Below are 24614 nucleotides of genomic sequence, written 5' to 3' on the forward strand. Positions count from 1 at the left end.
CCGGGACGGGGCGGCTGACACGTGTCGGGACGGCCCGCATGTATGCACGATCGGTAAAGGTGGTAGTTGCGTGAAGCTGACGATTCTGGGCGGCGGAGGATTCCGGGTGCCCCTCGTGTACGGGGCGCTCCTCGGGGACCGCGCCGAGGGCCGGGTCACCCATGTCGTCCTGCACGACCTGGACGCCGAGCGGCTCTCCGCCGTCACCCGCGTCCTGGCCGAGCAGGCGGCGGACGTGCCCGACGCCCCCGAGGTGACCGCCACCACCGACCTCGACGAGGCCCTGCGCGGCGCCGACTTCATCTTCTCCGCGATCCGCGTCGGAGGCCTGGAGGGCCGTGCGGACGACGAGCGGGTGGCCCTCGCCGAAGGCGTCCTGGGCCAGGAGACCGTCGGCGCCGGCGGTATCGCCTACGGCCTGCGCACGGTCCCGGTGGCCGCGGACATCGCGCGGCGGGTGGCCCGGCTCGCCCCCGACGCCTGGGTCATCAACTTCACCAACCCGGCGGGTCTGGTCACCGAGGCCATGTCCCGCCACCTCGGCGACCGCGTCATCGGCATCTGCGACTCACCCGTGGGCCTCGGCCGCCGTATCGCCCGCGTCCTGGGCGCCGCGAATCCGAAGGAGGCGTGGATCGACTACGTCGGCCTCAACCACCTCGGCTGGGTCCGCGGCCTGCACATCGCGGGCCGCGACGAACTCCCGCGCCTGCTCGCCGACCGCGACCTCCTCGGATCCTTCGAGGAGGGCAAACTCTTCGGTGTCGACTGGCTCCAGTCCCTCGGCGCGATCCCGAACGAGTACCTGCACTACTACTACTTCAACCGCGAGGCCGTCCGCGCCTACCAGGCGGTCGACAAGACCCGCGGTGCCTTCCTCAAGGACCAGCAGGCCCACTTCTACGAGGAGATGCGCCGCCCGGACGCCCACGCGCTCAAGGCCTGGGACCGCACCCGCGCCGAACGCGAGGCCACCTACATGTCGGAGAACCGGGAGACGGCGGGCGCCGGTGAACGCGACGCCGACGACCTGTCCGGCGGCTACGAGAAGGTCGCCCTCGCCCTGATGCGGGCCATCGCCCGCGACGAGCGCACCACCCTCATCCTCAACGTCCGCAACAAGGGCACCCTCTCGGCCCTCGACACGGAGGCCGTCATCGAGGTGCCCTGCCTGGTCGACGCCAACGGCGCCCACCCGGTCACCGTGGCCCCCCTGCCCGACCACGCCACCGGCCTGGTCTGCGCGGTCAAGGCCGTCGAACGCGAGGTCCTGGCCGCCGCCGAGGCGGGTTCCCGTACGACCGCGGTGAAGGCCTTCGCCCTGCACCCGCTGGTCGACTCCGTCAATGTGGCGCGCAGGCTGGTGGAGGGGTACACCGAGGTCCACCCGGGCCTGGCGTACCTCAAGTAGGCTCACCGCCGGAAAGCGCTTTCCCCCGCTCGCTCCCTCTCTGGAGACCCGTCATGCACGACGAACGCCGCCGCATCGAGGAACGCGTCGAGCGCGTCCACACCCAGCGCGTCAAGCCCGCGATCTACGCGGCCTCCGCGCCCTTCGAGGTCGAGGCCTGGCAGGCGCCGGGCGAGCCCGTCCCCTTCGAGGAGGCCGCCGCCGCCTCGTACACACCGTTCGCGATGGACACCCCGTGGGGCCCGCCGTGGGGCACGACCTGGTTCCGGATGCGTGGACGGGTGCCCGCCGCGTGGGCGGGCCGCCGAGTCGAGGCGGTCATCGACCTCGGCTTCGTCGGCGACTGGCCCGGCAACCAGGCCGAGGCCCTCGTCCACCTCGCCGACGGCACCCCGCTGAAGGCGGTCAACCCGCTCAACCAGTACGTGCCGATCGGCAACCCCGTCCGGGGCGGCGAGACCATCGACTACCTGGTCGAGGCGGCGTCCAACCCCGACATCCTCGCCGACAACTTCTCGAAGATCACGCCGATGGGCGACATCCTCACGGCCGGCGACAAGCCCCTCTACACCTTCCAGCGCGCCGACCTCGCCGTCCTCGACGAGGAGGTCTTCCACCTCGACCTGGACCTCCAGGTACTGCGCGAACTCATGGTCCACCTCGGCGAGCACGAGCCCCGCCGCCACGAGATCCTGCACGCCCTGGACCGGGCCATGGACGCCGTCGACCTGGACGACGTCTCCGGCAGCGCGACGGCGGTCCGCGAGATCCTCGCCCCCGTCCTCGCCAAGCCCGCCCATGCCAGCGCCCACACCATCTCCGGCGTCGGCCACGCCCACATCGACTCCGCCTGGCTCTGGCCCATCCGCGAGACCAAGCGCAAGACGTCCCGCACCTTCTCCAACGTCACCGCGCTGGCCGACGAGTACGAGGACTTCATCTTCGCCTGCTCCCAGGCCCAGCAGTACGAGTGGGTGCGCGACAACTACCCGCAGGTGTGGGAGCGCATCAAGAAGTCAGTCGACAAGGGCCAGTGGGTACCCGTCGGCGGCATGTGGGTCGAGTCCGACGGCAACCTGCCCGGCGGTGAGGCCATCGCCCGCCAGCTCGTCCACGGCAAGCGGTTCTTCATCGAGAACTTCGGCATCGAGACCAAGGGCGTCTGGCTGCCGGACTCCTTCGGCTACAACGCCTCCTACCCGCAGCTCGCCAAACTCGCAGGCAACGACTGGTTCCTCACCCAGAAGATCTCCTGGAACCAGACCAACAGGTTCCCCCACCACACCTTCTGGTGGGAGGGCATCGACGGCACCCGCATCTTCACCCACTTCCCGCCGGTCGACACCTACAACGCCCGCTTCAGCGGCGAGGAGATGGACCGCGCCGTCCGCAACTACCAGGAGAAGGGCGCAGGCACCCGCTCCCTGGCGCCCTTCGGCTGGGGCGACGGCGGTGGCGGCCCCACCCGCGAGATCATGGAACGCGCCCGCCGCCTCGCGGATCTGGAGGGCTCACCGAAGGTCGTCGTCGAACACCCCGACGAGTTCTTCGCCAAGGCCCGCGCCGAGTACGAGGACGCCCCCGTCTGGAACGGCGAGCTGTACCTCGAACTCCACCGCGCCACCTACACCTCCCAGGCCCGCACCAAACAGGGCAACCGCCGCAGCGAGCACAAGCTGCGCGAGGCCGAACTCTGGGCGACCACGGCCGCGCTCCACGCGCCCGGCTACTCCTACCCCTACGAGAAGCTCGACCGCCTCTGGAAGACGGTCCTCCTCCACCAGTTCCACGACATCCTGCCGGGCTCCTCGATCGCCTGGGTCCACCGCGAGGCGGAGGCGGAGTACGCGAGGGTGGCGAAGGAGCTGGAGGAGCTGACGGCCGAGGCTGTCACGGCGCTCGGCGCCGGTGACCCGCGTGTCTTCAACACCAGTCCGCGCGACCGGGCCGAGGTGGTCGTCACGTCCGCGGGTGCACCGGTGTACGTGACGGTCCCCGCGAGCGGCAGCGCGCCCCTCACCGCCACCGCGCCCCCGCATCCCGTCACCGTCTCCGGCCGCGTCCTGGACAACGGCCTGGTCCGGGTGGAGATCGCCGAGGACGGCACCCTCGCCTCCGTACGCGACCTGCGTGCCGACCGCGAAGTGCTCGGCGACACGGGCAACCTGCTCCGCCTGCACACCGACCTCCCGAACTACTGGGACGCCTGGGACGTCGACAAGCACTACAAGAACCGCTACACGGACCTGCTGGACGCCGAGTCGATCACTGTGGTCGAGGAGGACCCCCTCCTCGGCGCCATCCGCGTGGAGCGCTCGTTCGGAAAGGGCTCCCGCATCACCCAGACGATCACCCTGCGCGCCGGCAGCCCCCGGATCGACTTCGAGACGGACATCGACTGGCACGAGGCCGAGAAGTTCCTCAAGGCCGGCTTCCCGATCGACGTCCGCGCGCCGCACTCCTCCGCCGAGATCCAGTTCGGCCACATCCAGCGCCCCACCCACACCAACACCAGCTGGGAGGCGGCCCGCTTCGAGGTCTCCGGCCACCGCTGGGTGCACGTGGCCGAGCCCGGCTACGGCGTGGCGGTGATCAACGACTCCACCTACGGCCACGACGTCTCCCGCACGGTCCGCGAGGACGGCGGTACGACCACGACGGTCCGCCTCAGCCTGGTCCGAGCCCCGCGCATCCCCGACCCCGAGGCAGACCAGGGCAAGCACCGCCTCACCTACTCGCTCCTCCCCGGCGCGAGCATCGAGGACGCGGTCGCCGAGGGCTACGCCCTCAACCTGCCGCTGCGCGTCGCGGACGCTGCGGGCGCCCCCGAGCCGGTCGTCTCCGTGGACGGGGAGGGCGTGACCGTCGAGGCGGTCAAGCTCGCCGACGACGCCTCCGGTGACGTCGTGGTCCGGCTCTACGAGTCGAGCGGCGGCCGGGCCCGGGGCGTCCTGCGCACCGGTTTCCCGCTCGCCGGGGCCCAGATCACCGACCTGCTGGAACGCCCCCTGTCCCAGGCGGCCACGGACGGGAACGGCGTCCCGGTGACGCTGCGCCCGTTCGAGGTGCAGACACTGCGGCTGGCGGTGGGGGAGCGGTGACCCGTACAGCGGTGAGTCCGCTTCCCGTGAAAAATTGAGGGAGCATAGAACAGCTGGTCGCGGCGGGTGCACCGCCCGCCGCGACCACGGTGCTTTCCCTCCACGACACCTGGAATTCGCCCACTACCGTTCCTGTGGACCGAGCGGGGGGTGAGTCCGTTCAGCCGCGCGCCCCGAACGGTCCCGGGCGAGCTGGTCCCCGGCGTACTCGACCCCGGGGCGGCGACACGCATCCTGTACGTGGTCCGGGCCCGGGAGGCCCCCGCGGCCGGAGCCGCTGATGGACACTGCCCTGCGCGACCTGGCCGAACAGGCACAGCCAGAGGCGACGGAGAGGCCCTGGACCGTCACACCGGTGGAACAGGGGCCCCGCACGCTGACGCCGTACCCCGCGTCCCAGATCGCACGATCACGCCAACCCGAACGGCCCAGGGCAGCACAAGCCCGGAAGCCGACCATCACACGATCGAGCCAATTCGCCCCCATTCGCCCTCCCTGGCGAGCAGCTACCAACCCCTGTGATACGGGGCAACGCGACAGTGCGAAGAAAAGTGGTGAGGTGTCATCGTGCGAGATCCGCGCAAGTCCACGATCGGCAAGGGGCTCAGGCGTCGCGGCAGACTGATCGCCGAGGCGGTGAGCCCGCCGCGCAAGCCGCTGAACGCCGTCCCCGCGCCCCGGACCGACACCGCACCCGCAAAGCCCCCGTACGTGGCGCCGCGCGCGTCCCGGCTGGTGGACGCGCCGGTGTTCGTGCTGTCCTCGGTGCGCTCCGGCTCGACGCTGCCGCGGGTCGTCCTGAACAGCCACAGCCAGATCCGTGCCCCGCGCGAGATGCACCTGCGGACCGTCCATGTCCATCTCTCCCGGGACTTCACCGGGGACGCGATGAAGGCGCTCGAACTCGACAGGTGCGAGTTGGAGCACATCCTGTGGGACCGTATCCTCCACCATGAGCTGATCCGCAGCGGCAAGCAGATCATCGTCGACAAGACCCCGCCGGACACCCTCATCTGGCCGCGCCTGCACCGATGTTGGCCGAACGCCCGCTACATCCTCCTGCTGCGCCATCCCGGTGCGGTCGTCCAGTCCCTCACGAGCCGCCGCGCCGACCCCGACCACGAGGCGATCCGGGCCGAAGTCCTCCACTACAGCGAGAAGTTGGAAGAGGTCCGCCAGAACCTCCCCGTTCACGTCATCCGGTACGAGGAGCTGACCGCCGACCCCGAGAAGGTCACCCGGGGCATCTGTGACCACCTGGGCCTCGCATGGGAGCCCGGCATGCTCGACTACGGCACCCAGGACCACGGCACCTTCCGCCCCCAACTCGGCGACTGGTCCACCACCATCAGGTCCGGCCGCATCCAGCCGGCCCGCGAGGCGAATCCGGCATCGGAACTCCCGCCCCGCCTGAGGGAGTTGGCCGAGACTTGGGGCTACCTGAGCCCCTGCCCCTGAAAGGGGCGCGGGGAACTGCGCGACAAGCCCCCACCGACCCGCACCCGACCAACTCCCTCAGGGGGCCTGGGGGCGCGGCCCCCGGGATGGGACGGGTCGGGGCGGCGGGGGCGAGAACGCTCGGGCGTTCAGACCGCCAACGGCCGGTCGGCAGCCGGCTTGCACACCGAGGACGGTGCGACAGCCACCGGGCGCGCCTCCACGGCGACCGGCACCTCGGGAACCTGGTGCGGCAGGGTGACCGACCGCACCGGCCGCGTCCCCGACACCACCGTGTAGTCCTCCCCCAGCCGCGTCGGCATCACGTCACCCGGGTCCTCACCCAGCGCCAACTGCACGGCCGCCCAGGGGGCGTTGATCCCGCACAGCGCGAGCTGGTGCAGCCCACCCGCCGGACGCGTGTTGACATCCATCAGCACCGGTTCGTCGCCGTACATGCGGAACTGGATGTTCGTCAGGTAGTGCAGCTCGAACCGCTCCGCGATCCGCCGTGCGGGCTCGATCCACGAGGGGTTCTGACTGAACCCACGACGCCGGCCGTTCTTGGTGCGGCCCACGGCCATCCGGACCCGTCCGTCGGGGCCGGTGAGGCAGTCGACGGACACCTCCGGCTGTTCGAGGCGCGGCATGACCATCCAGTCCACGGGCTCCTCGGCCGCCCGCACCGCCTCCACGACCATGTCGAGATGCACGTAGGGGCTCGGGAATCCGCTGAGCTGATCGAGCGAGAAGGGGGCGCGCGAGACGACGCGGAAGCCCACGCCGCCCGCCCCGGACGCCGGCTTGAAGCACGCTCTGTGTCCGCCGTCCTCCAACTCGTCGACGGCGGCGACGAGTTCGTCGGCGTTCGTCACCCGGAACCACGGCGGCACCGGGACTCCGTGCGCCTGGACCGCCTCGTACGCGGTCACCTTGTCCTCGAAGACCTCGATGGCCCGGGCGGTCGGCGCCAGCAGGACCGTACCGACGGCCGCGAAGTCCTCGCGATGCGCGGCCAGGGCCGCCTGGTGCAGCCGGGGCACGAAGACATCGATGCCGCGCTTGGCGCACTGGTCGAGCGCGTACTCGACGTACGCGGCGGGGGAGAGGCCCTCGGGCTCCAGGTCGGCGGTGTCCGCGGCGGCCAGTACGGGGGAGTCGGCGTCACCGTGCGTGGCATGGATGTCCACCGGACGAGCGTGCGGATTATGCCGCAGCTGATCCATGAAGAAGACGTTCTCCGCGTACGTGCGGTTGAGCCAGACGCGTACGCGAGAGACCATGCAGGCCGCCTTTCCAGGGTTCGCGGGCACAGCGGAGCAGGCCGTGCCCGGCCAGGGGGGATGGAGGTACGCCGAACCGCCGTACGCGAAAGACAGGCGTGGCGGTGGTGTAGGAGGGATCATACGGCCACCGGAGGTCAGGTTTCTGTCACGCGCGTGTTAATCCTTGCGCGGCGGGTTCACCGGGACGCGTGTCGAGTGGTTCGCCTGGTCTGTCTTGTCCACCGGTACGCTCGTGTGTTCTCGTGTTGATGTTGGATGTTCGGAAAAGGAGTGCGGGTGGAGTCGAGGGTCGGCCGTCACGGAAATCTGCTGGCCATCAGTGATCTGCACATCGGCTATCCCGAGAACCGCGCCCTCGTCGAGCAGATGCGCCCCGAGACCGACGACGACTGGCTCCTCGTGGCCGGCGACGTCGCCGAGACCGTCGCCGACATCCGCTGGGCCCTGGAGACCCTCGCCGGCCGCTTCGCCAAGGTCGTGTGGGTGCCGGGCAACCATGAGCTGTGGACCCACCCCAGCGAGACCGTCCCGTACCGGGGCGTCGAGCGGTACGAGCATCTGGTCGCCCTCTGCCGGGAGCTGGGTGTCGTCACCCCGGAGGACCCGTACCCCCTCTGGGAGGGACCCGGCGGCCCGGTGGTGATCGCTCCGCTCTTCCTTCTGTACGACTACTCGTTCCTGCCCAAGGGCTGTGCGACGAAGGAAGAGGGCCTCACGTACGCGCACGGCACCGGCGTCGTCTGCACCGACGAGCACCTGCTGCACCCCGACCCGTACCCGAGCCGCGACGACTGGTGCCGCGCCCGGGTCGCCGAGACCGGACGCAGGCTCGCCGAACTGCCGCCCGACCTGCCGACGGTGCTGGTCAACCACTACCCGCTGGACCGGCACCCCACGGACATCCTGCACTACCCCGAGTTCGCCATGTGGTGCGGCACGGAACTGACGGCCGACTGGCACCGGCGCTTCCGCGTCGAGGTCATGGTCTACGGCCATCTGCACATCCCGCGGACCACCTGGCTGGACGGGGTCCGCTTCGAAGAGGTGTCCGTGGGTTACCCCCGCGAGTGGCGGCCGCGTCCGGGACCGCCGGGCAGGCTGCGCCGCATTCTGCCGATGGAGGTCCAAGCCGGTGATCGAGGAACTGCTCCCGGGAGCGGTCGTGGTCGTGGAGGCGCACGCCCCTGACTGGGCCGCGGCCGCCGAGGGGATCGAGCTGTATCCCGAGGAGGAGGCGGTCGTGGCGCGCGCGGTGCCGAAGCGGCGCCGGGAGTTCACCGTCGTCCGCGGCTGCGCCCGGCGGGCCATGGAGAAGCTCGGCGTGGCGCCGCGGGCGATCGTGCCCGGCGAGCGCGGTGCCCCCGGCTGGCCGGACGGGCTGACCGGCAGCATGACCCACTGCGAGGGGTACGCGGCAGCCGCCCTGGTCCGCGTCGACGACCTCGCCTCCCTGGGCATCGACGCCGAACCGCACGACACCCTGCCCGAGGGCGTCCTGACGGCGATCGCCCTCCCCGCGGAGGAGACCCGGCTGCACCGTCTGATCGCCGGTGACCCCTCGGTCCACTGGGACCGGCTGCTCTTCAGTGCCAAGGAGTCCGTCTACAAGGCGTGGTTCCCGCTGACCGGGCGGTGGCTGGACTTCGCGGAGGCCGACATCGAGGTGTCCGTCGACCCCGGTGGCCGCTCCGGCGCACTGCGCGCCGAACTCCTCGTGCCCGGACCGGTGGTGAAGGGTCGTCGCATCGACGTCTTCGACGGACGCTGGACGGTGCGGCAAGGACTGGTGGCGACGGCGGTCCCGGTTCCCTTCCCCACCAAGGGCGAGGACGCGGGATGAGCTGCCTTTCCTACGCGGACCTGCACAGACAGTTGTCGTCGGACATCGACGCGGAGATCACGGCCGCCCTGGAGAGTCTCGGGCCCTCGTCCGAAGCGGTACGGAGATCCATATCCGGACTGCTGGACCACCAGCGGATGAAGTACCCCTTGTCCGTGCTCCCGCTCCTCGTGCACGCCGCCGAGACGGGCTTCCCGGGACCGGCCGTCCCCCTGGGGGCCGTGCATGTCCTGTGGTGGACCTCCGCGTGTTTTCTCGACGACCTGGCCGACAGCCACGGCGCCCGCATCCCCGCCGGACTCGGCACGGAAGAGGCGCTGTTGGTGTCCGTCCTCGGCGGACACGCCCTTCCCATCAGGATCGTCCAGGCCCAGCCGGTCCCGGACGCGGTGCGCAACGCCCTCACCGTCGAGATCGTCAACTGCTGTATCGACGCCGTTGAAGGTCAGTTGCGGGATCTTCGCGGCGACAGCGAGAACCCCTCGCGGGACGCGGTCGTCGCCGCCTGTCGCGGGAAATCCGGCGCCCCCTTCAGCATGATCACGACGATGGCCGCGCTGCTCGCCGACGCCGGACCCGAACGAACCGAACTGTGGCGGGAGTTCGGCAGAACCTTCGGGGTTCTCTGGCAGCTCTTCAACGACCAGGAGGACCTGCTCTCCGGCCGCGAGGAGGACCTTCGCAACGGCACGGCCACCTATCTCCTCGCCTGCGCGCTGGAGGAGACGCCAGCTGGATCGAGGACGCGGGTGGTGGAACTCGGTGTCGCCGCACGGAGTTCCGAACGGGCGCGCGCGGAGCTCCGCGCGCTGCTGCTCGACCCCGTCGTTCTCCGCCGTTTCGAGAAGGACCTCGCGGTGTTCCGCGACGAGGCGCACCGCGTGCTCGGCGAACTGGGCGGCGACGAGACCTACATGCCGGCCTTGCGGCAGCTGGTGGACCGGACCGCCCGGCTGTACCTGACCCAGGGCGCTTCTGCTGGCTCCTGGTCGGAGATCATCCGGCCGATCGGCGCCGCGCGAGGTGACTCGTGAGGCGCCGGCCACCTCACCGGACTCGTCCGTAACCGCTCACGAACGGCCTCAAGAGCCGTCAGAAACGGCCTGGGCGCCGGAGAACAGCGACGGTCCACCGGGGCACCCGGCGGACCGTCGCCGCACGCGCTCAGGCCCTCGGGCACCAGCTCCGCAACAGCCGGAAGAACTCCTCCTCGTTGCCCGCCAGTCCCGCCGCCGCCAGTGCCTGCTCCGCCTCGGCGAGCGCGGCGGGCGGCACCACGGGTGGTCGGCGTGACTCCCCGGGCCCGTCCAGCGCTGCTCGTACGGTCCCCAGCAGCCGCAGATAGGCCTGTACGGCGGCGCGCTCGCGGTCGGTCAGTACGGCGGTCGGCATCGAACGGCTCTCCCCTGGTCGGATCGGTAGAACTCCGTGCCCGCCCCGGCATACGGGTGGCACACCCCCAGCTTGCCGTCCACCACTGACAATCCCGTCCTCCCGCGCGCGAATGTCGCCCGGGGGCTACCGAGGTGCCGAGCCCAGCACCGCTTCCCGTTCATGCTCCGTCAGGGGCGGTTCCACCAAAGGGGATTTGACCGGGCCGCGGAGCACCGCCAGCACGACCTCCGGTCTGACGAGAGCGCTGATCGGTTCGGTGAGGGTGACCACGCCGAGGTACGCCTTGAAGACCAGGGGCCGGCCGAGCGCGGTCCGGATCAGCCGCTCCACATAGCGGCCGAAGAGCCTCCGCACGGCGTTCGGCCGCTTGCCGATGGCCTCCGGGTAGCGGATGTCCGTGCCGGTGGCCAGCTCCCAGGCCAGCGACACCGGGACCGCCACGGCCTTCTGGACGCGGCGCGCGAGCCCCGGCGCCGCCAGGCCGTGCGCGGCGACCCGCTCACGCAGGGCCAGGGCGCTCTGGGCGGCGACGGACATGCCGTGGCCGTATATCGGGTTGTACGTGGCGACCGAGTCGCCGATCGCGACGAAGCCGTCGGGCCAGCCGGACACCTTCTCGAAGAAACGCCGCCGGTTGATCGTGCTGCGGGTGACCACGACGTCCGTCAGGGGCTCGGCGTGGGCGATCAGCTCACCGACGACCGGATGCCGGACGTCACGCGCGAACGTCTCGAACTCATCCGTGAGCGCGGTCGGTTGACCTCCTCGGGTGCCCGACAGCGTCACCAGCCAGCGCCCGTCCTCGATGGGCACGAGGGTCGCGCTCCGCCCCGGCACCGGCTGCGACCCGTCCGGCTGCACATTGACCACCGGGTACTCCTCGGTGCCCGCGGGCGCCCGGAAGATCCGGCTGGCGTACACGAGCCCGGAGTCGACCTCGTCCATCGGCGCGGGCGCGACCCCCAGCGCGTCGAGCCAGGCGGTGCCGCGCGAACCACGTCCGGTGGCGTCCACCACCAGATCGGCGGTGAGCACCTGTTCGTCGCCCTCGGCGGGACGGACCCGCAGCCCCGTCACCCGGGAGGCATCGCCCGCCAGGCCCTTGATCTCGGTGCGGTCCAGGAGGGTGACCCGGGGCCCGGCGAGGAGCCGGGCGCGGACGACCGACTCCAGCAGATCGCGGCTGCACGCGATCATGAACTCCATCTCGGGCCAGCGCCGCACCCAGCCCTGGGGTGAGAGCGAGACCAGACCGGTCGGCAGCGGAATGCGCCGGGCGCCGGCCGCCAGCCAGGCGTCCGTGACCCCCGGCAGCAGTTCCTCCATCGCGCGGGCCCCGCCGGACCACAGCAGATGGGCGTGCCGGGCCTGGGGCACGCCCTTGCGGGGGCCGGGCCCCTCGGGCAGCGCGTCGCGTTCGACGACGGTGACCTCGGCGTGGTCGCGCAGCGCGGCGGCGGCCAGCAGGCCGGCCAGGCCCGCGCCGACGACGACGGCACGCCGGGGAGCCGTGACCGCGGTGTCGCTCGGGCCGCTAACGGGTTCGCTCATGGAAGTCGCTCTCTGACCTGGTCGCGGCGGCCCATTCACGGGCGGCCGCTACGACGGGTGACTGACGCAGGGCGATGGACATCCGTACGAGGTCACGGGGGTTCTCGGCGGGCGGGGCGGGGGCGTCGGCCGTGGCGGAGCTGATGACCCGGCCCTCCGGGTCGTCCTCCTTGGCCCGTACCGCCGCCGTCACCATCGCGGCGTCGGCCTCGGCCCGCGCCTGGACGGGATCGGAGCCCGCCGCGACGGCGGCGGTGTACGCCTTGGCCCGTACCTCGGAGTCGAAGTACGGGTACAGGCTGAGCATGCCGTCGTGGATGTCGGACTCCCGCTGCGTCATCTGGAGCCGGGCCGGCGCCCACCAGGAGATCCGCACCTCGTGGCTCGCCTGGGCCCAGACGGGACGCAACTCCCGCCACAGCGGGCCGAGTCGACGGTACATGGACCAGATGGTCCAGGAGTCGCCGAGGCGCTCTCCGGCCAGCGGCAGACAGAAGCCGAGCGCGCAGATCTGGGCGCCGACGGACGACAGCACGGGCGCGACGTACGTGCTCAGGTAGTCCAGGTCGCCGCCCTGCCAGCGGGTGACCACGGCGATCAGTTTGACGGCCGCGAACGGGATGTTGAGCAGGAAACCGAACGCGATGATCACCAGCCCGGCGCGCAGCCAGCCGCGCACCTGGAGCGCCCAGCGCCAGCACATGACGTTCATCGCGACGCCCGCGGCGGTGAAACCGATCAGATACAGCACGATCATCTCGCGCAGGAACGGGGTGGTGGCGTAGTACGTGTCGAAGTCCCGCACCCGCTCCACGGGGGCCTCGCCGAGCACGAACAGCAGCACGATCGCCGCGCACACAGCGCCGTACCCGGCGAGCCAGCGGTGCGAGAGCCGGCGTGTCGTGTCGGGCGGTCCGCCCCGCCAGTTGGTGATCAGCACCAGACAGGAGCCGCTGAAGGCGCTCAGCAGCAGGTAGACGACGGCCGCCGACATGTTCGCGACGCCGGTGACACGGTTGACCTCGGTGATCGTCGGCGGCGCGGCGAAGCAGAAGACCAGGGCGGCCAGCGTCATCAGCGCGCACACGGACCTGATCAGGGGGTCGCCCCAGTTCCGCAGCAGCGCGGGTGTCTTCGAGGCGAGGGCGATCGTCATCGCGACGGCAGGAATGTAGTAGCTGGACCCGTCCATGTCTTCGGCGTCTCGGCGTCTCTGCGTCTCGGCTTCTCGATGTTCCCGGCCGCTCAGCCCTGCGGCCCGCGGTAACCCAGGGAGGCCCCGATGCGGCCGGCCAGGTGATCGCGGCGCACCGGCCCGCGCAGCGCCGAACCGGCGAGCCAGGTACGGCACTTGCTGGCCAGCAGCAGTCCGAAGCTCTCGGCGTCCTGCTCGTCCGTCAGGTCGAAACGGGTCCGGGCGGCGACCTTCAGCACGGTGGCGTGCAGATCGGTGTCCTGGCTCAGTAAGCGCGTGGCGACCGCGGCACCCTCCACGTGACGGCCGCAGTGCCCGGCCTGCATGTGCCACAGCTCGTGGCCGAGGATCACCAACTGGTGGTCGGGCGCGGTGCGTTCCTCGATGACCACCAGGTCCTGCTCGGCCATGTCGAGCCACAGCCCACTGGCCGTGCCCGGCGGGAAGACGGCCGTACGGTAGTGGACGGGGCGGCCGCGGCGTCTGCTCATGGCGTCGCACAGGGCGCCGTAGAGGTCGGCGGGGTCCGCCGGTGCCGGCAGCGTGAGTTCGCCGACCAACTCGCCGCACAGACGGCGCATTTCCTTTCCGATGCCCACAGATCTCCCCCGGTCAGGACTCGGGCCGCTTGACGCTCTCCAGCAGCATGTCCAGCCACTCCGCCACCTTGTCACGGTGCTGGTCGGTGGGCAGCTGGGCCGCCCGCCAGGCGATGGAGCGCACCCCGTGGTTCTGCAGCAGCCGCTGCAGCGGGTCGTCGGCGGCCCCGGCCGCCGCGCGCTCACGGTCGGCGAGCTGCTGGAGGAGCTCCTGCTCGGTCCGCATCAGGGCGCTCGCCAGCGCCTCGGGGTCCTCGGCGGTGAGGAAACCCGCGTGCACCCTGAAGAAGCGCTGGATGGCGTCGCAGTGCTCCATCGTGGGACGCCGGTCCCCGTTGATCAGGGCACCCGCCTGCTGGCGCGACATGCCGGCGCCGTCGGCGATCTCCTGCTGGGTGTACTTACGGCCACCCGGCTTGAGCCGGGTGCGTCTCAGCAGGTCCAGGCGCTGCAGAAAGCGGGCCTGGACGTCGGGCTCACCGGCGCGCTGCCCGCTCAGCAGGGCCTTCACCACCGCCTCCGGCACACCCGACGCGCCCGAGAGCCGTCGGGTGTCGAAGACCTCCGTGTGCCGTACGCGCAGCTTGTCCGCCAGCGCGGTGACACGGGCCACGACGGCCGGCAGCAGAACCGTCGCCGCGGCGTCCGGAACCTCGAAGCCATCCGTCACCGACAGATCTCCTACGTCTCTCTCAGGCCAATTTCGCGGTACTGCGGAATCCGTGGATCCAAGCCTGGCGCGAGACCCCGGTCTCGGCAAGTACACCGTGAACTGCGGGGAGACTAGCGGTTCGGTCGAACTCACATCCAGGCCTCGCCACAACTGTGGCGAGATTCAGCCGTCAACAGGCGTCGAATGCCACGATAGTTGACACGACTCCGCCCAGGGCAGCAGGATCAAGGCGCCGCGAGAAGGCCGCATAGGCAAGAGGGGTGACCTCCCGATGGCGTATCAGGCAGGAGGGCGGCGGTCGGTACCGCGGCCCGTCCCCGACAGTCTCGAAGCCCGGGAAGCACAGGCGTACCTCCAGGACTACGCCGTGCTGCAGGATTCCGTCCTGTTCCCGTCCGTCGTCCTCGACCACCGCTGGGACGTCGTCCTGACCAACGCCGCGTTCCGGGCACTCTTCAACGGCGTGGGACCGCACCCGACGGCCATGCCGGGCGACAACTTCCTCCGGTTCGTGCTCTTCCACCCGGACGCTGCCACGGTCCTCGGCGACCACGAGTCCAGCTGGTGCCTGCCGATGCTCGCCCACTTCGCCACCGCGGTGGAGCATCACCCCCAGGATCGGGGCCTGCAGTCCATCCGCCGGGACATCGCCCAGGATCCGATCATGGACGCCGCCTACCGCCACGGCCTCCCGCACTGGCTCCGCACGGTCGGCCCCGCGGCCGGCCGGCACGACGGAGCCGTACGCCCCCTCGTCCACCCGGACCCGCGCTGGGGCGCCACCCTCTGCCGGATCGTCGGCGAGACCCCCGACACCCTCCGCGACATGGGATACCACCGCATGACCCTCGTCCTGCGCGAGGTGGGCCGCCCGTCCGACCCCCTGCGCAGGACGCGCCGCCCCCGGGGCGCCGCGGCGGGCCATCTGAGCGTGGTGCCCTCCCCCGAGAGGTGAGCCGCACCCCCTCCGGTGCCGCCGGCGTTCAGGTCGCCGACGGCACCGGAGGTCACCCCGCGTCGTCCCCCGATGTCACCCCTTGTCCAGGGGGACACCCCGCTTCGCCGCCTGGATCTGCTCGTACACATGGGTGCGCAGCTCCGCGAAACGCGGTGCCACGCGGGTGTGCAGCTGGTCGCGTTCGGCCGGGAGGTCGATCTTGAGCTGTTCCCGTACGACGGTGGGGGAGGCGGACAGGACCAGGACGCGCTCACCGAGGTAGACGGCCTCGTCGATGTCGTGGGTGACGAACAGGATCGTGATGCCCCGCTCCCGCCACAGGCCCCGCACGAGGTCCTCCAGATCGGCGCGGGTCTGGGCGTCCACCGCCGCGAACGGCTCGTCCATCAGCAGCACGTCCGGCTCGTAGGCCAGTGCGCGGGCGATGGCGACCCGCTGCTGCATACCGCCGGACAGCTGCCAGGGGTACGCGCCCGCCGCGTCGGACAGGCCGACGGAGGCGAGTGCGTCGTCGACCAGCTCACGTCGCCGGCCCTTGCTCGACTTCTTCTGCTTCAGCGGCAGTTCGACGTTGTCGCGGACCCGCATCCAGGGGAACAGACTGCGCCCGTACTCCTGGAAGACGACCGCCATGCCCGGCGGCGGCCCGTCCACCGGCCGTCCCCCCAGGACGACTTCACCGGCTGTCGGGTCCAGCAGCCCGGCCACACACTTCAGCAGGGTCGTCTTGCCGCAGCCCGACGGGCCCACCAGACAGACCAGTTCGCCCGCGTCGACGGTGAACGTGAGGTCCCGCACGGCCTCCACGCGGCGCCCGGAACCCTCGTAGACCTTCCTCAGACCCCGTACGTCGAGCATCGCCCGCTGCCCCTTCTCGAATGTCACCACGACCGCCGGGAGGATGCGCGCAGACCGTGGTACCAGCCGAGCACGCGCCGCTCGACCAGCCGGAAGACGACGGACAGCAGGAACCCGAGCAGGCCGAGGACGAGGATGCCGGTCCACATGTCGGGGATCGCGAAACTGCGCTGGAACTGGACGATGGTGTGGCCGAGCCCGTTGCTGGACGCGGTCATCTCGCTGATGACCATGAGGATGATGCCGATCGACAGCGCCTGGCGCAGCCCCGCGAAGATCTGCGGGCTCGCCGAGCGCAGGACCACGTTCCGCAGCCGGGCCACGCCCGTGATGCCGTACGACCGGGCCGTCTCGGACAGCACGGAGTCCACCGCGCGTACGCCTTCGACGGTGTTGAGCAGGACCGGCCACACGCAGCCGCTCGCGATGACGACGATCTTCATCGTGTCGCCGATGCCCGCGAACAGCATGATGACCGGGACGAGGACCGGCGGCGGCACGGCCCGCAGGAATTCGAGGACCGGTTCGCAGACCGCCCGCACCCGGCGGTAGGAGCCGATGACCGTGCCGAGCGCGATGCCGGCCACGGCGGCCAGGGCGTACCCGGCGGACAGGCGCAGCAGGCTGGGCAGGACGTCGGCGCGCAGCCGCTCGGCCGTCCAGACGTCCGGGAAGGTGGTGAGGATCGTACGCAGGGGCGGCCAGTACACATCGGTGCTGTCGTCCGACGCCAGCCACCAGACGGTGACCAGGACGAGGGGGAGGGCGACGACGGACAGCAGCCTCAGCAGCACGAGTCTCACACCGTCACCTCCCCACGCACCGACTGGTGCCAGGCCAGGGCCCGCCGCTCCACCGTGCGGGCGCCCATGTTGACGATCAGCCCCAGCAGCCCGGTGACCACGACCAGGGCATACATCTCCGGCACCGCCTGCGAGGTCTGCGCGACGGAGATGCGCCTGCCCAACCCCGGTGCGCCGATGACGAGTTCCGCGGTCACGGCCAGGACGAGGGCCACGGCGGCGGCCAGCCGGACGCCCGTCATGACGTACGGCAGGGCTGTGGGCCACAGGACGTACCGGATCCGCGCCCAGGTGCCGAGGCCGTAGGAGCGGGCCGTCTCCTCGGCGACCGGGTCGACGTCCTGGACGCCGTACAGGGTCTGGATCAGGATCTGCCAGAAGGACGCGTAGACCACCAGCAAAAGCACCGACCGCAGTTCGCTGCCGTACAGCAGGACGGCGAGGGGGATCAGAGCGACCGAGGGGATCGGGCGCAGGAACTCGATCGTGGAGGACGTCGCCTCGCGCAGATACGGCACGACGGCGATGACCACTCCTGTGAGGATCCCGGCCGTCACGGCGATCAGCAGCCCGACCGCCCATCCGGTGAGGGTGTCACCGAGCGCCACCCAGAACGCCTCGTCGGCGAGTTCACCGGCGAGGGCGTCGGCCACTCGGCTGACCGGCGGGAAATAGTCGTCCTCGACGAGGCCGAGCCGCGGGACCGCCTCCCAGAGGGCGAGGAACCCCGCGAGCCCGGCCGCGCCGAGGAGCGTGTCGGCACCCCTCACGGCAGTAGCTTGTCCAGGTCCGGGGCCTTCTCGAACAGGCCGTCCTTCTGCCCCAGTTCGGCGAGCCGCTCGATGGAGGCGCGGTCCGGCTCAGCGGGCCAGCGAGGCAGGACGACCGTCTCCAGCAGGTTCTCCGGGATCTTCGTGTACGTGGTGATGATCTCGCGGACCTCGTCCGGGTGCGCGTCGGCGTACGCGAGCGACTCCGCCGTGGCCTCCTGAAACTTCTTCACCGTCTCCGGGTTCTTCTCGGCGTACTGCTGCGAGGTGAAGTACATGGCCACGGTGAGGTACGGCGACACGTCGACGAAGTTCGACGCCAGTACGGTGCCGCCCTGGGACTTGATGGTGGCGAGCGCGGGCTCCACGACACAGGCCGCGTCGACCTGCCCGTTGGCGAGCGCGGCCGGCATCTGGTCGAACGGCATCTCCACGTACTCCACCTCGGACGGGTCGCCGCCGTCCTTGCGGACAGACTCGTTGACCGAGGTGTCGCAGATGTTGCCCAACGTGTTGGCGGCGACCTTCTTGCCTTCCAGGTCGCTGGCGGACTTCAGACGGCTGTCCTTCCTCACGGCGATCGCCGCGAAGTCGGCGCCCACCTTGCCGGTGGAGGCGACCCCGTTCACCACGGCCTTGACCGGTACGTTCTTGGACCGGGCGACCAGCAGGGAGGTCATGTTGCTGAAGCCGAAGTCGAACTGGCCGGAGACGACACCGGGCACGATGGCCGCCCCGCCCTGCGCGAGCGTGGGCTCCAGTTCGAGCCCGCGCTTGCTGTAGAAGCCCTTCTTCTCACCCAGATACAGGGGGGCGACGTCGATGATGGGGATGACGCCGAGCTTGAGTGTGGTGGTGCCACCGGATGCCGAGTCACCGCCGTCCGACCCGGAGCCGGACGAACCGCAGGCCGTCGCGGTGACGAACAAGGTGCCGGCCGCGAGACCGATGAGCAGACGACGCATGACTCCCCCTGGTGGGAACGCTCTTCGACAGACTGTGCGCACACCGCACGGAAGTGCTCAGCGGGAAGGTAGAACGCCGTCGGCCGCGGGTCAATGGCCTGGCCCCGCAAGGCCGTTGACAGTTGCAGAAGTGTGCTCCTAGCGTGCGCAGAGCGCACCGTCGTGCGAACGGAGCGCACGTGCCGCGCTTCGTTCGTGCGGCTTTCGTGTGGGTCCCGTGCGGATTCCGTGCGGTCTTTGTGCGTCTTCCTGGAGGCGACGATGCCCGATCGAGACCGGTTCGGCGGGGCCCGCGAACCGCACTTCGTCCGGTCCTTCGAGAGGGGCCTCGCGGTCATCCGGGCCTTCGACGCCGAGCGTCCCGCGCTGACCCTGAGCGAGGTCGCCCGGACCTGTGGGCTGACCCGGGCCGCCGCCCGCCGTTTCCTGCTCACCCTCGTCGACCTCGGGTACGTCCACACCGACGGCCGGCTGTTCCGGTTGACCCCGCGCGTGCTCGAACTCGGCTACGCGTACCTGGCGAGCTTCACCCTCCCCGACCTCGCCGTGCCGCATCTGGAGCGGCTGGTCGCGCAGGTCGGGGAGTCGTCCTCGCTGTGCGTCCTCGACGGCGACGACGTCGTGTACGTGGCGAGGGTGCCGACGAGCCGCATCATGACGGCCTCGATCACCGTGGGCACCCGCTTCCCGGCCCATGTCACCTCGGTCGGCCGGGTGGTCCTCGCGCATCTGCCGGACGAGGAGATCGAGGCCCGGCTCGCTCGCGCCGACCTCAGGCCCCTCACCCGGCGCACCCTGACCTCCACCGACCAGCTCAGGGCCGAGCTGCGCCGCGTACGCCGCCAGGGGTACGCCGTCGTCGACCAGGAACTGGAGGAGGGGCTCCGATCGGTCGCCGTCCCGGTCCGGGACCGGGACGGCGAGGTGGTGGCCGGCGTGAACATCCCCGCCCACGCCGGCCGCACCTCGGTCGAGTCGGTACGCCGCGACCTGCTGCCCCACCTGCTGGCCACGGTCGCCCGGATCGAGGCCGACCTGTGCGTGACGCGGACGGCCACGGGCCGGGCACGGGCCGTGGCCCCGGAACCGCTACAGGTCGAGCACCAGCCGTGATCCGTGGCACCGGGACACACAGATGAGCATGGTCTCCCCGGCCTCGCGCTCCTCGTCGCTCAGCACCGAGTCGCGGTGGTCGGGGGTGCCGTCCAGGACGTCCGTCTCGCACGTCCCGCAGGTGCCCTCCGCGCAGGAGTACAGCACCTCGACCCCGGCGGCCCGCACGGTGTCGAGCACGGAGACCCCGACGGGAACCGTGACGGTCTTCCCCGTCCGCTCCAGCACGACCTCGAACTCGGTGTCCGGGCCCGTCTCCTGCACCTTGGGCTGGAACCGCTCGACCCTGAGCGCCTTCCCGGGGCACCGCTCCTCGACCGCGTCGAGCAGGGCGCCGGGCCCGCAGCAGTAGACGAGGGCGTCCTCGGGCAGGCCGTCCAGCACGGATCCGAGATCGAGCAGTCCGGTCTCGTCCTGCGGGGCGAAAGTGACCCGGTCCCCGTAGCCGCCCAACTCCTCCCGGAACGCCATGGACGCACGGCTGCGCCCGCCGTACAGCAGGGACCACTGAGCGCCCGCCGCCTCGGCCGCGGCCAGCATCGGCAGGATGGGTGTGATGCCGATGCCGCCGGCCACGAACCGGTAGCGGGGCACGGGCTCCAGGGCGAAGTTGTTGCGCGGCCCGCGCACCCGGACCTTGTCGCCCCGCGCCAACTCCGTGTGCACGTACGCCGATCCGCCGCGCCCGTCGGGCTCCCGCAGGACCCCGATCCGCCAGCTGTGCCGGTCCGCCGGGTCACCGCACAGCGAGTACTGGCGCTCCAGCTCCGGCCCCAGCAGCACATCGATGTGCGCGCCCGGCTCCCAGGCGGGGAGTTCCTCGCCCAACGGATGCCGCAGGACGAGGGCCAGCACGCCGTCGGCGGCGAACTCCCGCCCGTCGACGACGAGTTCGGCCTCGTACGTCGACGGCGAAGGCGAAGGTGAGGGGGACGAGGTCATGAGCTGTTTCCTTGCGGCTCGTGTCCTTGGGGGTGGGCGAGCATCCACTCCCACATCTCGATGGGGTCCTGCGCGGTGTGCTCGCGCCCGCAGTGACAGGTGCCGTGCAGGATGTCCGTGCCCGGCAGCCAGTCGATGCGGTAGACCTCCCCGGTCCGGAAGGCGGGAGGTGTGCTCACAGGACCTTCTCCACCGGCTTCTCGCCCTGCTCGACCAGCCGGGCGAGGATACGGCGGGCGGCCAGACCACCGGTGTCGATGTTGATGCTCAGCTCCTGGTAGCCGGTGCGCTCGGTGCCCAGCGTCTCCTGGAGCAGGTTCAGCGCGACGACGTCCTGCATGACGACCGTGTGGTTGTTGCCCTTGAGGAACTCGGTGACCTCGTCGCTCTCGGTCGCCCAGTCCCGGGAGACCATCCAGAAGTCGTAGACCTTGCCGTCCGCCGACGGGGTGATCGCGTAGGTGATCTCGGTGTGGAAGCCGTTCGGGTCGCTGCCGTCCGCCTCGGGGACCACACCCACGGGGGCGATCCGGCTGTGCAGCAGATACAGGCACGGCGCGAAGTACTCGATGTCCTGCCAGCGCGTGATCCGGCCCTCGATGCCGGTCGACTTCGCGTAGAACGGCGGGCACTCCGCGTCGTCCATGTGCCGGCTCACCCGTACGACGCCCGCGCCCTCGTCGACCTCGGTGGTGATCGGCGTCTCGGCGACCTCGGGGGTGCCGATGTAACCGCCGTGCAGATAGGTCTCGTGGGACAGGTCGAGCAGGTTGTCGACGAGCAGCCCGTAGTCGGCGTCGATCGGCTCCATGCCGCGCACGGTGGTCCAGCCGGGAGCGGCCAGGTGCTGGGCGCGCGGGATGGTCTGCGGGTCGGCGAGCGCCGGGTCGCCTATCCACACCCAGATCAGCGAGTCCTGCTCGACCACGGGGTACGAGGCCACGCGTGCCGTCCGCGGGATCCGCTTCTGCCCCGGCACGTACACACAGGCGCCCGTCGTGTCGTAGGTGAAGCCGTGGTAGCCGCACACGATCCGGTCCCCGTCCAGCCCGCTCTCCGACAGCGGGTACCGGCGGTGCACACACCGGTCGTGCAGCGCCACCGGCGTGCCCTCCTCCGCCGTCCGGTAGAAGACGATCGGCTCACCCAGGATCGTCCGGCCGAGCAGTTCCCGCCCGACCTCTTCGGCGTAGGCGGCGACGTACCACTGATTCCTGGCGAAGGCGGTCATGTGAGGCATGGCGATCCCGTCCCTGAGAACCCTGAGCGCGGAGCCGCGTCGCCCCGCGTGTCACCACATTCGTGAGCGGGCACGGGACCCGGCAATACCCCTTCCGTCAGACGGAAGCCGCTTTGCGCGGCCGTGGCGCGCCGGCCCGGCGCTGTTCGCGCGGCGGCCCCCCACGTGTCACATCCGCGCCACGGACCCTTCCCCGGCGTTGGTTCCTCTTGGACCATTCCTTGCGCGCAGGTCACATCCGACGCACCACGTCAGGACAAGAGGTCATCCACCCATGCCTGAAGTCAACCGGCGGCGATTCCTCCAGGTAGCGGGCGCCACGACGGCGTTCAGCGCACTGTCGGCCAGTATCCGGCGGGCCGCGGCGCTGCCCGCGCACCACCGTTCCGGCACGATCGAGGACGTCGAGCACATCGTCGTCCTCATGCAGGAGAACCGGTCCTTCGACCACTACTTCGGCGCCCTGAGAGGAGTAAGGGGCTTCGGCGACCCGCATCCGGTGACGCTGGACAACGGCAGGAGCGTGTGGCACCAGTCGGACGGCACGAAGGACGTCCTGCCGTTCCACCCCGAGGCCGACGATCTCGGGATGCAGTTCCTGGAGGGCCTGCCGCACGGCTGGCCGGACGGGCACGCCGCCTACAACGGGGGCAAGTACGACCGGTGGGTGCCGGCCAAGGGCACGACGACGATGGCGTATCTGACCCGCGAGGACATCCCGTTCCACTACGCCCTCGCCGACACCTTCACGGTCTGCGACGCCTACCACTGCTCGTTCATCGGCTCGACCGACCCGAACCGCTACTACATGTGGACGGGGTACACGGGCAACGACGGCAAGGGCGGCGGCCCCGTCCTCGGCAACGACGAGGTCGGCTACGACTGGACGACCTACCCCGAGCGCCTCGAAGCGGCCGGGATCTCCTGGAAGATCTACCAGGACGTCGGAGACGGCCTGGACGCGGCCGGCTCCTGGGGCTGGATAGCGGACGCCTACCGGGGCAACTACGGCGACAACTCCCTGCTCTACTTCAACAGGTACCGGGGCGCCGAGCCCGGCGACCCCTGGTACGACAAGGCCCGCACCGGTACGAACGCCAAGGCCGGCGACGGCTACTTCGACCTGCTGAAGGCGGACGTCAAGGCGGGCAGGCTGCCGCAGATCTCCTGGATCGCCGCGCCCGAGGCCTTCTCCGAGCACTCCAACTGGCCGTCCAACTACGGCGCCTGGTACATCTCCCAGGTCCTGGACGCGCTCACCTCCAACCCGGCCGTCTGGGCGAAGACCGCGCTGTTCATCACGTACGACGAGAACGACGGCTTCTTCGACCACCTCGTGCCGCCGCTGCCGCCGCGCGACGCCTCCCGCGGCAAGTCCACGGTGGATGTGGCACCGGACCTCTACAAGGGTGACGCCAACCGTGTCGCAGGCCCCTACGGTCTCGGCCCGCGCGTACCGATGCTGGTCGTCTCCCCCTGGAGCAAGGGCGGTTACGTCTGCTCGGAAACCCTCGACCACACCTCGATCGTGCGGTTCATGGAGCGCCGCTTCGGGGTGAGGGAACCGAACATCTCGCCGTGGCGGCGGGCCGTCTGCGGTGACCTCACCGCCGCGTTCGACTTCTCCCACAAGGACAGCCGGCCGGCCGCGCTGCCGGACACCGAGGAGTACGAGCCGCAGGACCGGGAGCGGCACCCCGACTACAGGCCGGCGGTGCCGGCGGACCCGAGCATGCCGAAGCAGGAGCGGGGGCTGCGACCGGCCCGGCCGCTCAGGTACGCGCCCAGGGTGGACGGTTCGACCGATCCGAAGGCAGGGACCCTCACCCTCACGTTCGCCTCCGGTGCCAAGGCGGGGGCGGCCTTCCTCGTCACCTCCGGGAACCGTGCGGACGGGCCGTGGACGTACACCACCGAGGCGGGCAAGGCCGTGTCGGACACGTGGAACTCCGCGTACTCCGGTGGCTCGTACGACCTCACGGTGCACGGTCCGAACGGCTTCCTGCGGGTCTTCGAGGGGCCGGGGAAGGCATCGACGGCCGGGCCCGAGGTGACCGCGCGGCACGTCGGCGACGATGTGGAGCTGACCTTCACCAACAAGGGCTCCGGCGCGGTGAGTCTGAAGGTCGGGAGTGCGTACGGTGGCCGCTCCCGCAGGGTGAGGGTGCGGGCCGGGGCGACCGTCCGGCAGGTCGTGGATCTCCGGTCGAGCAGGCGCTGGTACGACCTGACCGTCACCGCCGACGGGGGGTTCCTCCGGAGGTTCGCCGGGCACGTGGAGAACGGGCGGGCGGGGGTGAGTGATCCGGCGCTGGGGTGGCGGCAGGGCGACCGGTAGCTCGGGGCGCGTGTCCCTGGGCGACTGCGGCTTGCACGTGGTTGAGCGCGCAGGTCCCCGCGCCCCCTGAAGGCCTATGGCCCCAGCGCGCGCGGCCCTGCCGCCGGCACCGCCCCGGCGGCGGCCGCCGCGCCGCCGG

At 70.8% G+C, this 24614-nt stretch carries 22 protein-coding genes; 9 read left to right on the top strand and 13 right to left on the bottom strand.

Translation table 11 applies throughout. The features are described 5' to 3' along the window. Nucleotides 1–70: 70 nt before the first annotated feature. The 3 genes from OG858_RS38040 (at nucleotide 71) to OG858_RS38050 (ending at nucleotide 5970) form a co-directional block, all read left to right on the top strand. Entirely contained in the window at nucleotides 71–1411 is a 1341-nt protein-coding gene (locus OG858_RS38040) for a 6-phospho-beta-glucosidase (RefSeq protein WP_086746858.1), read from the top strand. A 53-nt stretch (nucleotides 1412–1464) separates the two neighbouring features. Next, a complete protein-coding gene (locus OG858_RS38045) occupies nucleotides 1465–4512 on the top strand; it encodes an alpha-mannosidase (RefSeq protein ID WP_086746857.1) in 3048 nt (1015 codons plus the stop codon). Nucleotides 4513–5079: 567 nt separating this feature from the next. After that, complete coding sequence (locus OG858_RS38050; protein ID WP_328543997.1) at nucleotides 5080–5970, top strand: sulfotransferase family protein; 891 nt, start codon at nucleotides 5080–5082, stop codon at nucleotides 5968–5970. A gap of 128 nt (nucleotides 5971–6098) precedes the next feature. On the opposite strand, the gene OG858_RS38055 is transcribed toward OG858_RS38050, so the two are convergent. After that, nucleotides 6099–7232, bottom strand: a complete 1134-nt coding sequence (locus OG858_RS38055) for an ATP-grasp domain-containing protein (protein WP_086746856.1) — start codon at nucleotides 7230–7232, stop codon at nucleotides 6099–6101. A 258-nt stretch (nucleotides 7233–7490) separates the two neighbouring features. Here OG858_RS38055 and OG858_RS38060 point away from each other — a divergent pair, with 258 nt between their 5' ends. Genes OG858_RS38060 through OG858_RS38070 form a run of 3 tightly spaced genes read left to right on the top strand, consistent with a single transcriptional unit; the run spans nucleotide 7491 to nucleotide 10109 of the window. After that, nucleotides 7491–8423: a metallophosphoesterase family protein gene (locus OG858_RS38060; RefSeq protein WP_408059454.1), complete on the top strand. Its 933-nt coding sequence runs from the start codon at nucleotides 7491–7493 to the stop codon at nucleotides 8421–8423. Further along, complete coding sequence (locus OG858_RS38065) at nucleotides 8368–9075, top strand: 4'-phosphopantetheinyl transferase family protein (RefSeq protein ID WP_319268495.1); 708 nt, start codon at nucleotides 8368–8370, stop codon at nucleotides 9073–9075. The genes OG858_RS38060 and OG858_RS38065 overlap by 56 nt, the downstream gene beginning before the upstream one ends. Then, the gene (locus OG858_RS38070; RefSeq protein ID WP_319268498.1) at nucleotides 9072–10109 is read left to right on the top strand and encodes a polyprenyl synthetase family protein; all 1038 of its coding nucleotides are present in this window, start codon (nucleotides 9072–9074) and stop codon (nucleotides 10107–10109) included. Before OG858_RS38065 ends, OG858_RS38070 begins: the two co-directional genes overlap by 4 nt. Before the next feature lie 130 nt (nucleotides 10110–10239). Here the strand turns inward: OG858_RS38070 and OG858_RS38075 are convergent, their stop codons facing one another. From OG858_RS38075 to OG858_RS38095, 5 genes are all read right to left on the bottom strand, one after another. After that, nucleotides 10240–10467 (bottom strand): hypothetical protein, encoded by a 228-nt coding sequence (locus OG858_RS38075; protein WP_086750224.1) that lies wholly within the window; start codon nucleotides 10465–10467, stop codon nucleotides 10240–10242. Between the two features lie 126 nt (nucleotides 10468–10593). Next, on the bottom strand, nucleotides 10594–12021 hold the full coding sequence (locus tag OG858_RS38080; protein ID WP_319268500.1) for an FAD-dependent oxidoreductase: 1428 nt from the start codon (nucleotides 12019–12021) through the stop codon (nucleotides 10594–10596). Then, nucleotides 12005–13213 carry an MAB_1171c family putative transporter gene (locus OG858_RS38085; protein ID WP_086750222.1) on the bottom strand — a complete coding sequence of 403 codons (1209 nt, stop codon included), beginning with the start codon at nucleotides 13211–13213 and terminating at the stop codon, nucleotides 12005–12007. Before OG858_RS38085 ends, OG858_RS38080 begins: the two co-directional genes overlap by 17 nt. Before the next feature lie 53 nt (nucleotides 13214–13266). Further along, complete coding sequence (locus tag OG858_RS38090) at nucleotides 13267–13797, bottom strand: toxin-antitoxin system, toxin component (RefSeq protein WP_086750221.1); 531 nt, start codon at nucleotides 13795–13797, stop codon at nucleotides 13267–13269. Nucleotides 13798–13828: 31 nt separating this feature from the next. Continuing rightward, nucleotides 13829–14485, bottom strand: a complete 657-nt coding sequence (locus OG858_RS38095; RefSeq protein ID WP_086750220.1) for a helix-turn-helix domain-containing protein — start codon at nucleotides 14483–14485, stop codon at nucleotides 13829–13831. Between the two features lie 274 nt (nucleotides 14486–14759). Here OG858_RS38095 and OG858_RS38100 point away from each other — a divergent pair, with 274 nt between their 5' ends. After that, nucleotides 14760–15443: an MmyB family transcriptional regulator gene (locus OG858_RS38100; protein WP_319064079.1), complete on the top strand. Its 684-nt coding sequence runs from the start codon at nucleotides 14760–14762 to the stop codon at nucleotides 15441–15443. Between the two features lie 75 nt (nucleotides 15444–15518). Here the strand turns inward: OG858_RS38100 and OG858_RS38105 are convergent, their stop codons facing one another. The 4 genes from OG858_RS38105 to OG858_RS38120 are packed head-to-tail and all read right to left on the bottom strand — an operon-like array spanning nucleotide 15519 to nucleotide 18842. Beyond that, the gene (locus OG858_RS38105; protein WP_086746846.1) at nucleotides 15519–16304 is read right to left on the bottom strand and encodes an ABC transporter ATP-binding protein; all 786 of its coding nucleotides are present in this window, start codon (nucleotides 16302–16304) and stop codon (nucleotides 15519–15521) included. A gap of 23 nt (nucleotides 16305–16327) precedes the next feature. Continuing rightward, the gene (locus OG858_RS38110; protein WP_086746845.1) at nucleotides 16328–17107 is read right to left on the bottom strand and encodes an ABC transporter permease; all 780 of its coding nucleotides are present in this window, start codon (nucleotides 17105–17107) and stop codon (nucleotides 16328–16330) included. After that, on the bottom strand, nucleotides 17104–17877 hold the full coding sequence (locus OG858_RS38115) for an ABC transporter permease (RefSeq protein WP_086746844.1): 774 nt from the start codon (nucleotides 17875–17877) through the stop codon (nucleotides 17104–17106). The genes OG858_RS38110 and OG858_RS38115 overlap by 4 nt, the downstream gene beginning before the upstream one ends. Next, complete coding sequence (locus OG858_RS38120; RefSeq protein WP_086746843.1) at nucleotides 17874–18842, bottom strand: ABC transporter substrate-binding protein; 969 nt, start codon at nucleotides 18840–18842, stop codon at nucleotides 17874–17876. The genes OG858_RS38115 and OG858_RS38120 overlap by 4 nt, the downstream gene beginning before the upstream one ends. A gap of 261 nt (nucleotides 18843–19103) precedes the next feature. Here OG858_RS38120 and OG858_RS38125 point away from each other — a divergent pair, with 261 nt between their 5' ends. Beyond that, nucleotides 19104–19955: an IclR family transcriptional regulator domain-containing protein gene (locus OG858_RS38125; protein WP_086746842.1), complete on the top strand. Its 852-nt coding sequence runs from the start codon at nucleotides 19104–19106 to the stop codon at nucleotides 19953–19955. Here OG858_RS38125 and OG858_RS38130 read toward each other — a convergent pair. The 3 genes from OG858_RS38130 to OG858_RS38140 are packed head-to-tail and all read right to left on the bottom strand — an operon-like array spanning nucleotide 19932 to nucleotide 22137. Next, nucleotides 19932–20897 carry a PDR/VanB family oxidoreductase gene (locus tag OG858_RS38130; RefSeq protein WP_086746841.1) on the bottom strand — a complete coding sequence of 322 codons (966 nt, stop codon included), beginning with the start codon at nucleotides 20895–20897 and terminating at the stop codon, nucleotides 19932–19934. The genes OG858_RS38125 and OG858_RS38130 overlap by 24 nt on opposite strands. Continuing rightward, entirely contained in the window at nucleotides 20894–21076 is a 183-nt protein-coding gene (locus OG858_RS38135) for a hypothetical protein (RefSeq protein WP_086746840.1), read from the bottom strand. Before OG858_RS38135 ends, OG858_RS38130 begins: the two co-directional genes overlap by 4 nt. After that, nucleotides 21073–22137 carry an aromatic ring-hydroxylating dioxygenase subunit alpha gene (locus tag OG858_RS38140; protein ID WP_179200809.1) on the bottom strand — a complete coding sequence of 355 codons (1065 nt, stop codon included), beginning with the start codon at nucleotides 22135–22137 and terminating at the stop codon, nucleotides 21073–21075. Before OG858_RS38140 ends, OG858_RS38135 begins: the two co-directional genes overlap by 4 nt. A 274-nt stretch (nucleotides 22138–22411) precedes the next feature. Between OG858_RS38140 and OG858_RS38145 the strand changes: the two genes are divergently transcribed. Beyond that, nucleotides 22412–24475, top strand: a complete 2064-nt coding sequence (locus OG858_RS38145) for a phosphocholine-specific phospholipase C (RefSeq protein ID WP_328543996.1) — start codon at nucleotides 22412–22414, stop codon at nucleotides 24473–24475. Nucleotides 24476–24614: the final 139 nt, after the last annotated feature.

It is taken from the genome of Streptomyces europaeiscabiei, assembly GCF_036346855.1.
Classification (GTDB): Bacteria; Actinomycetota; Actinomycetes; order Streptomycetales; family Streptomycetaceae; genus Streptomyces; species Streptomyces europaeiscabiei.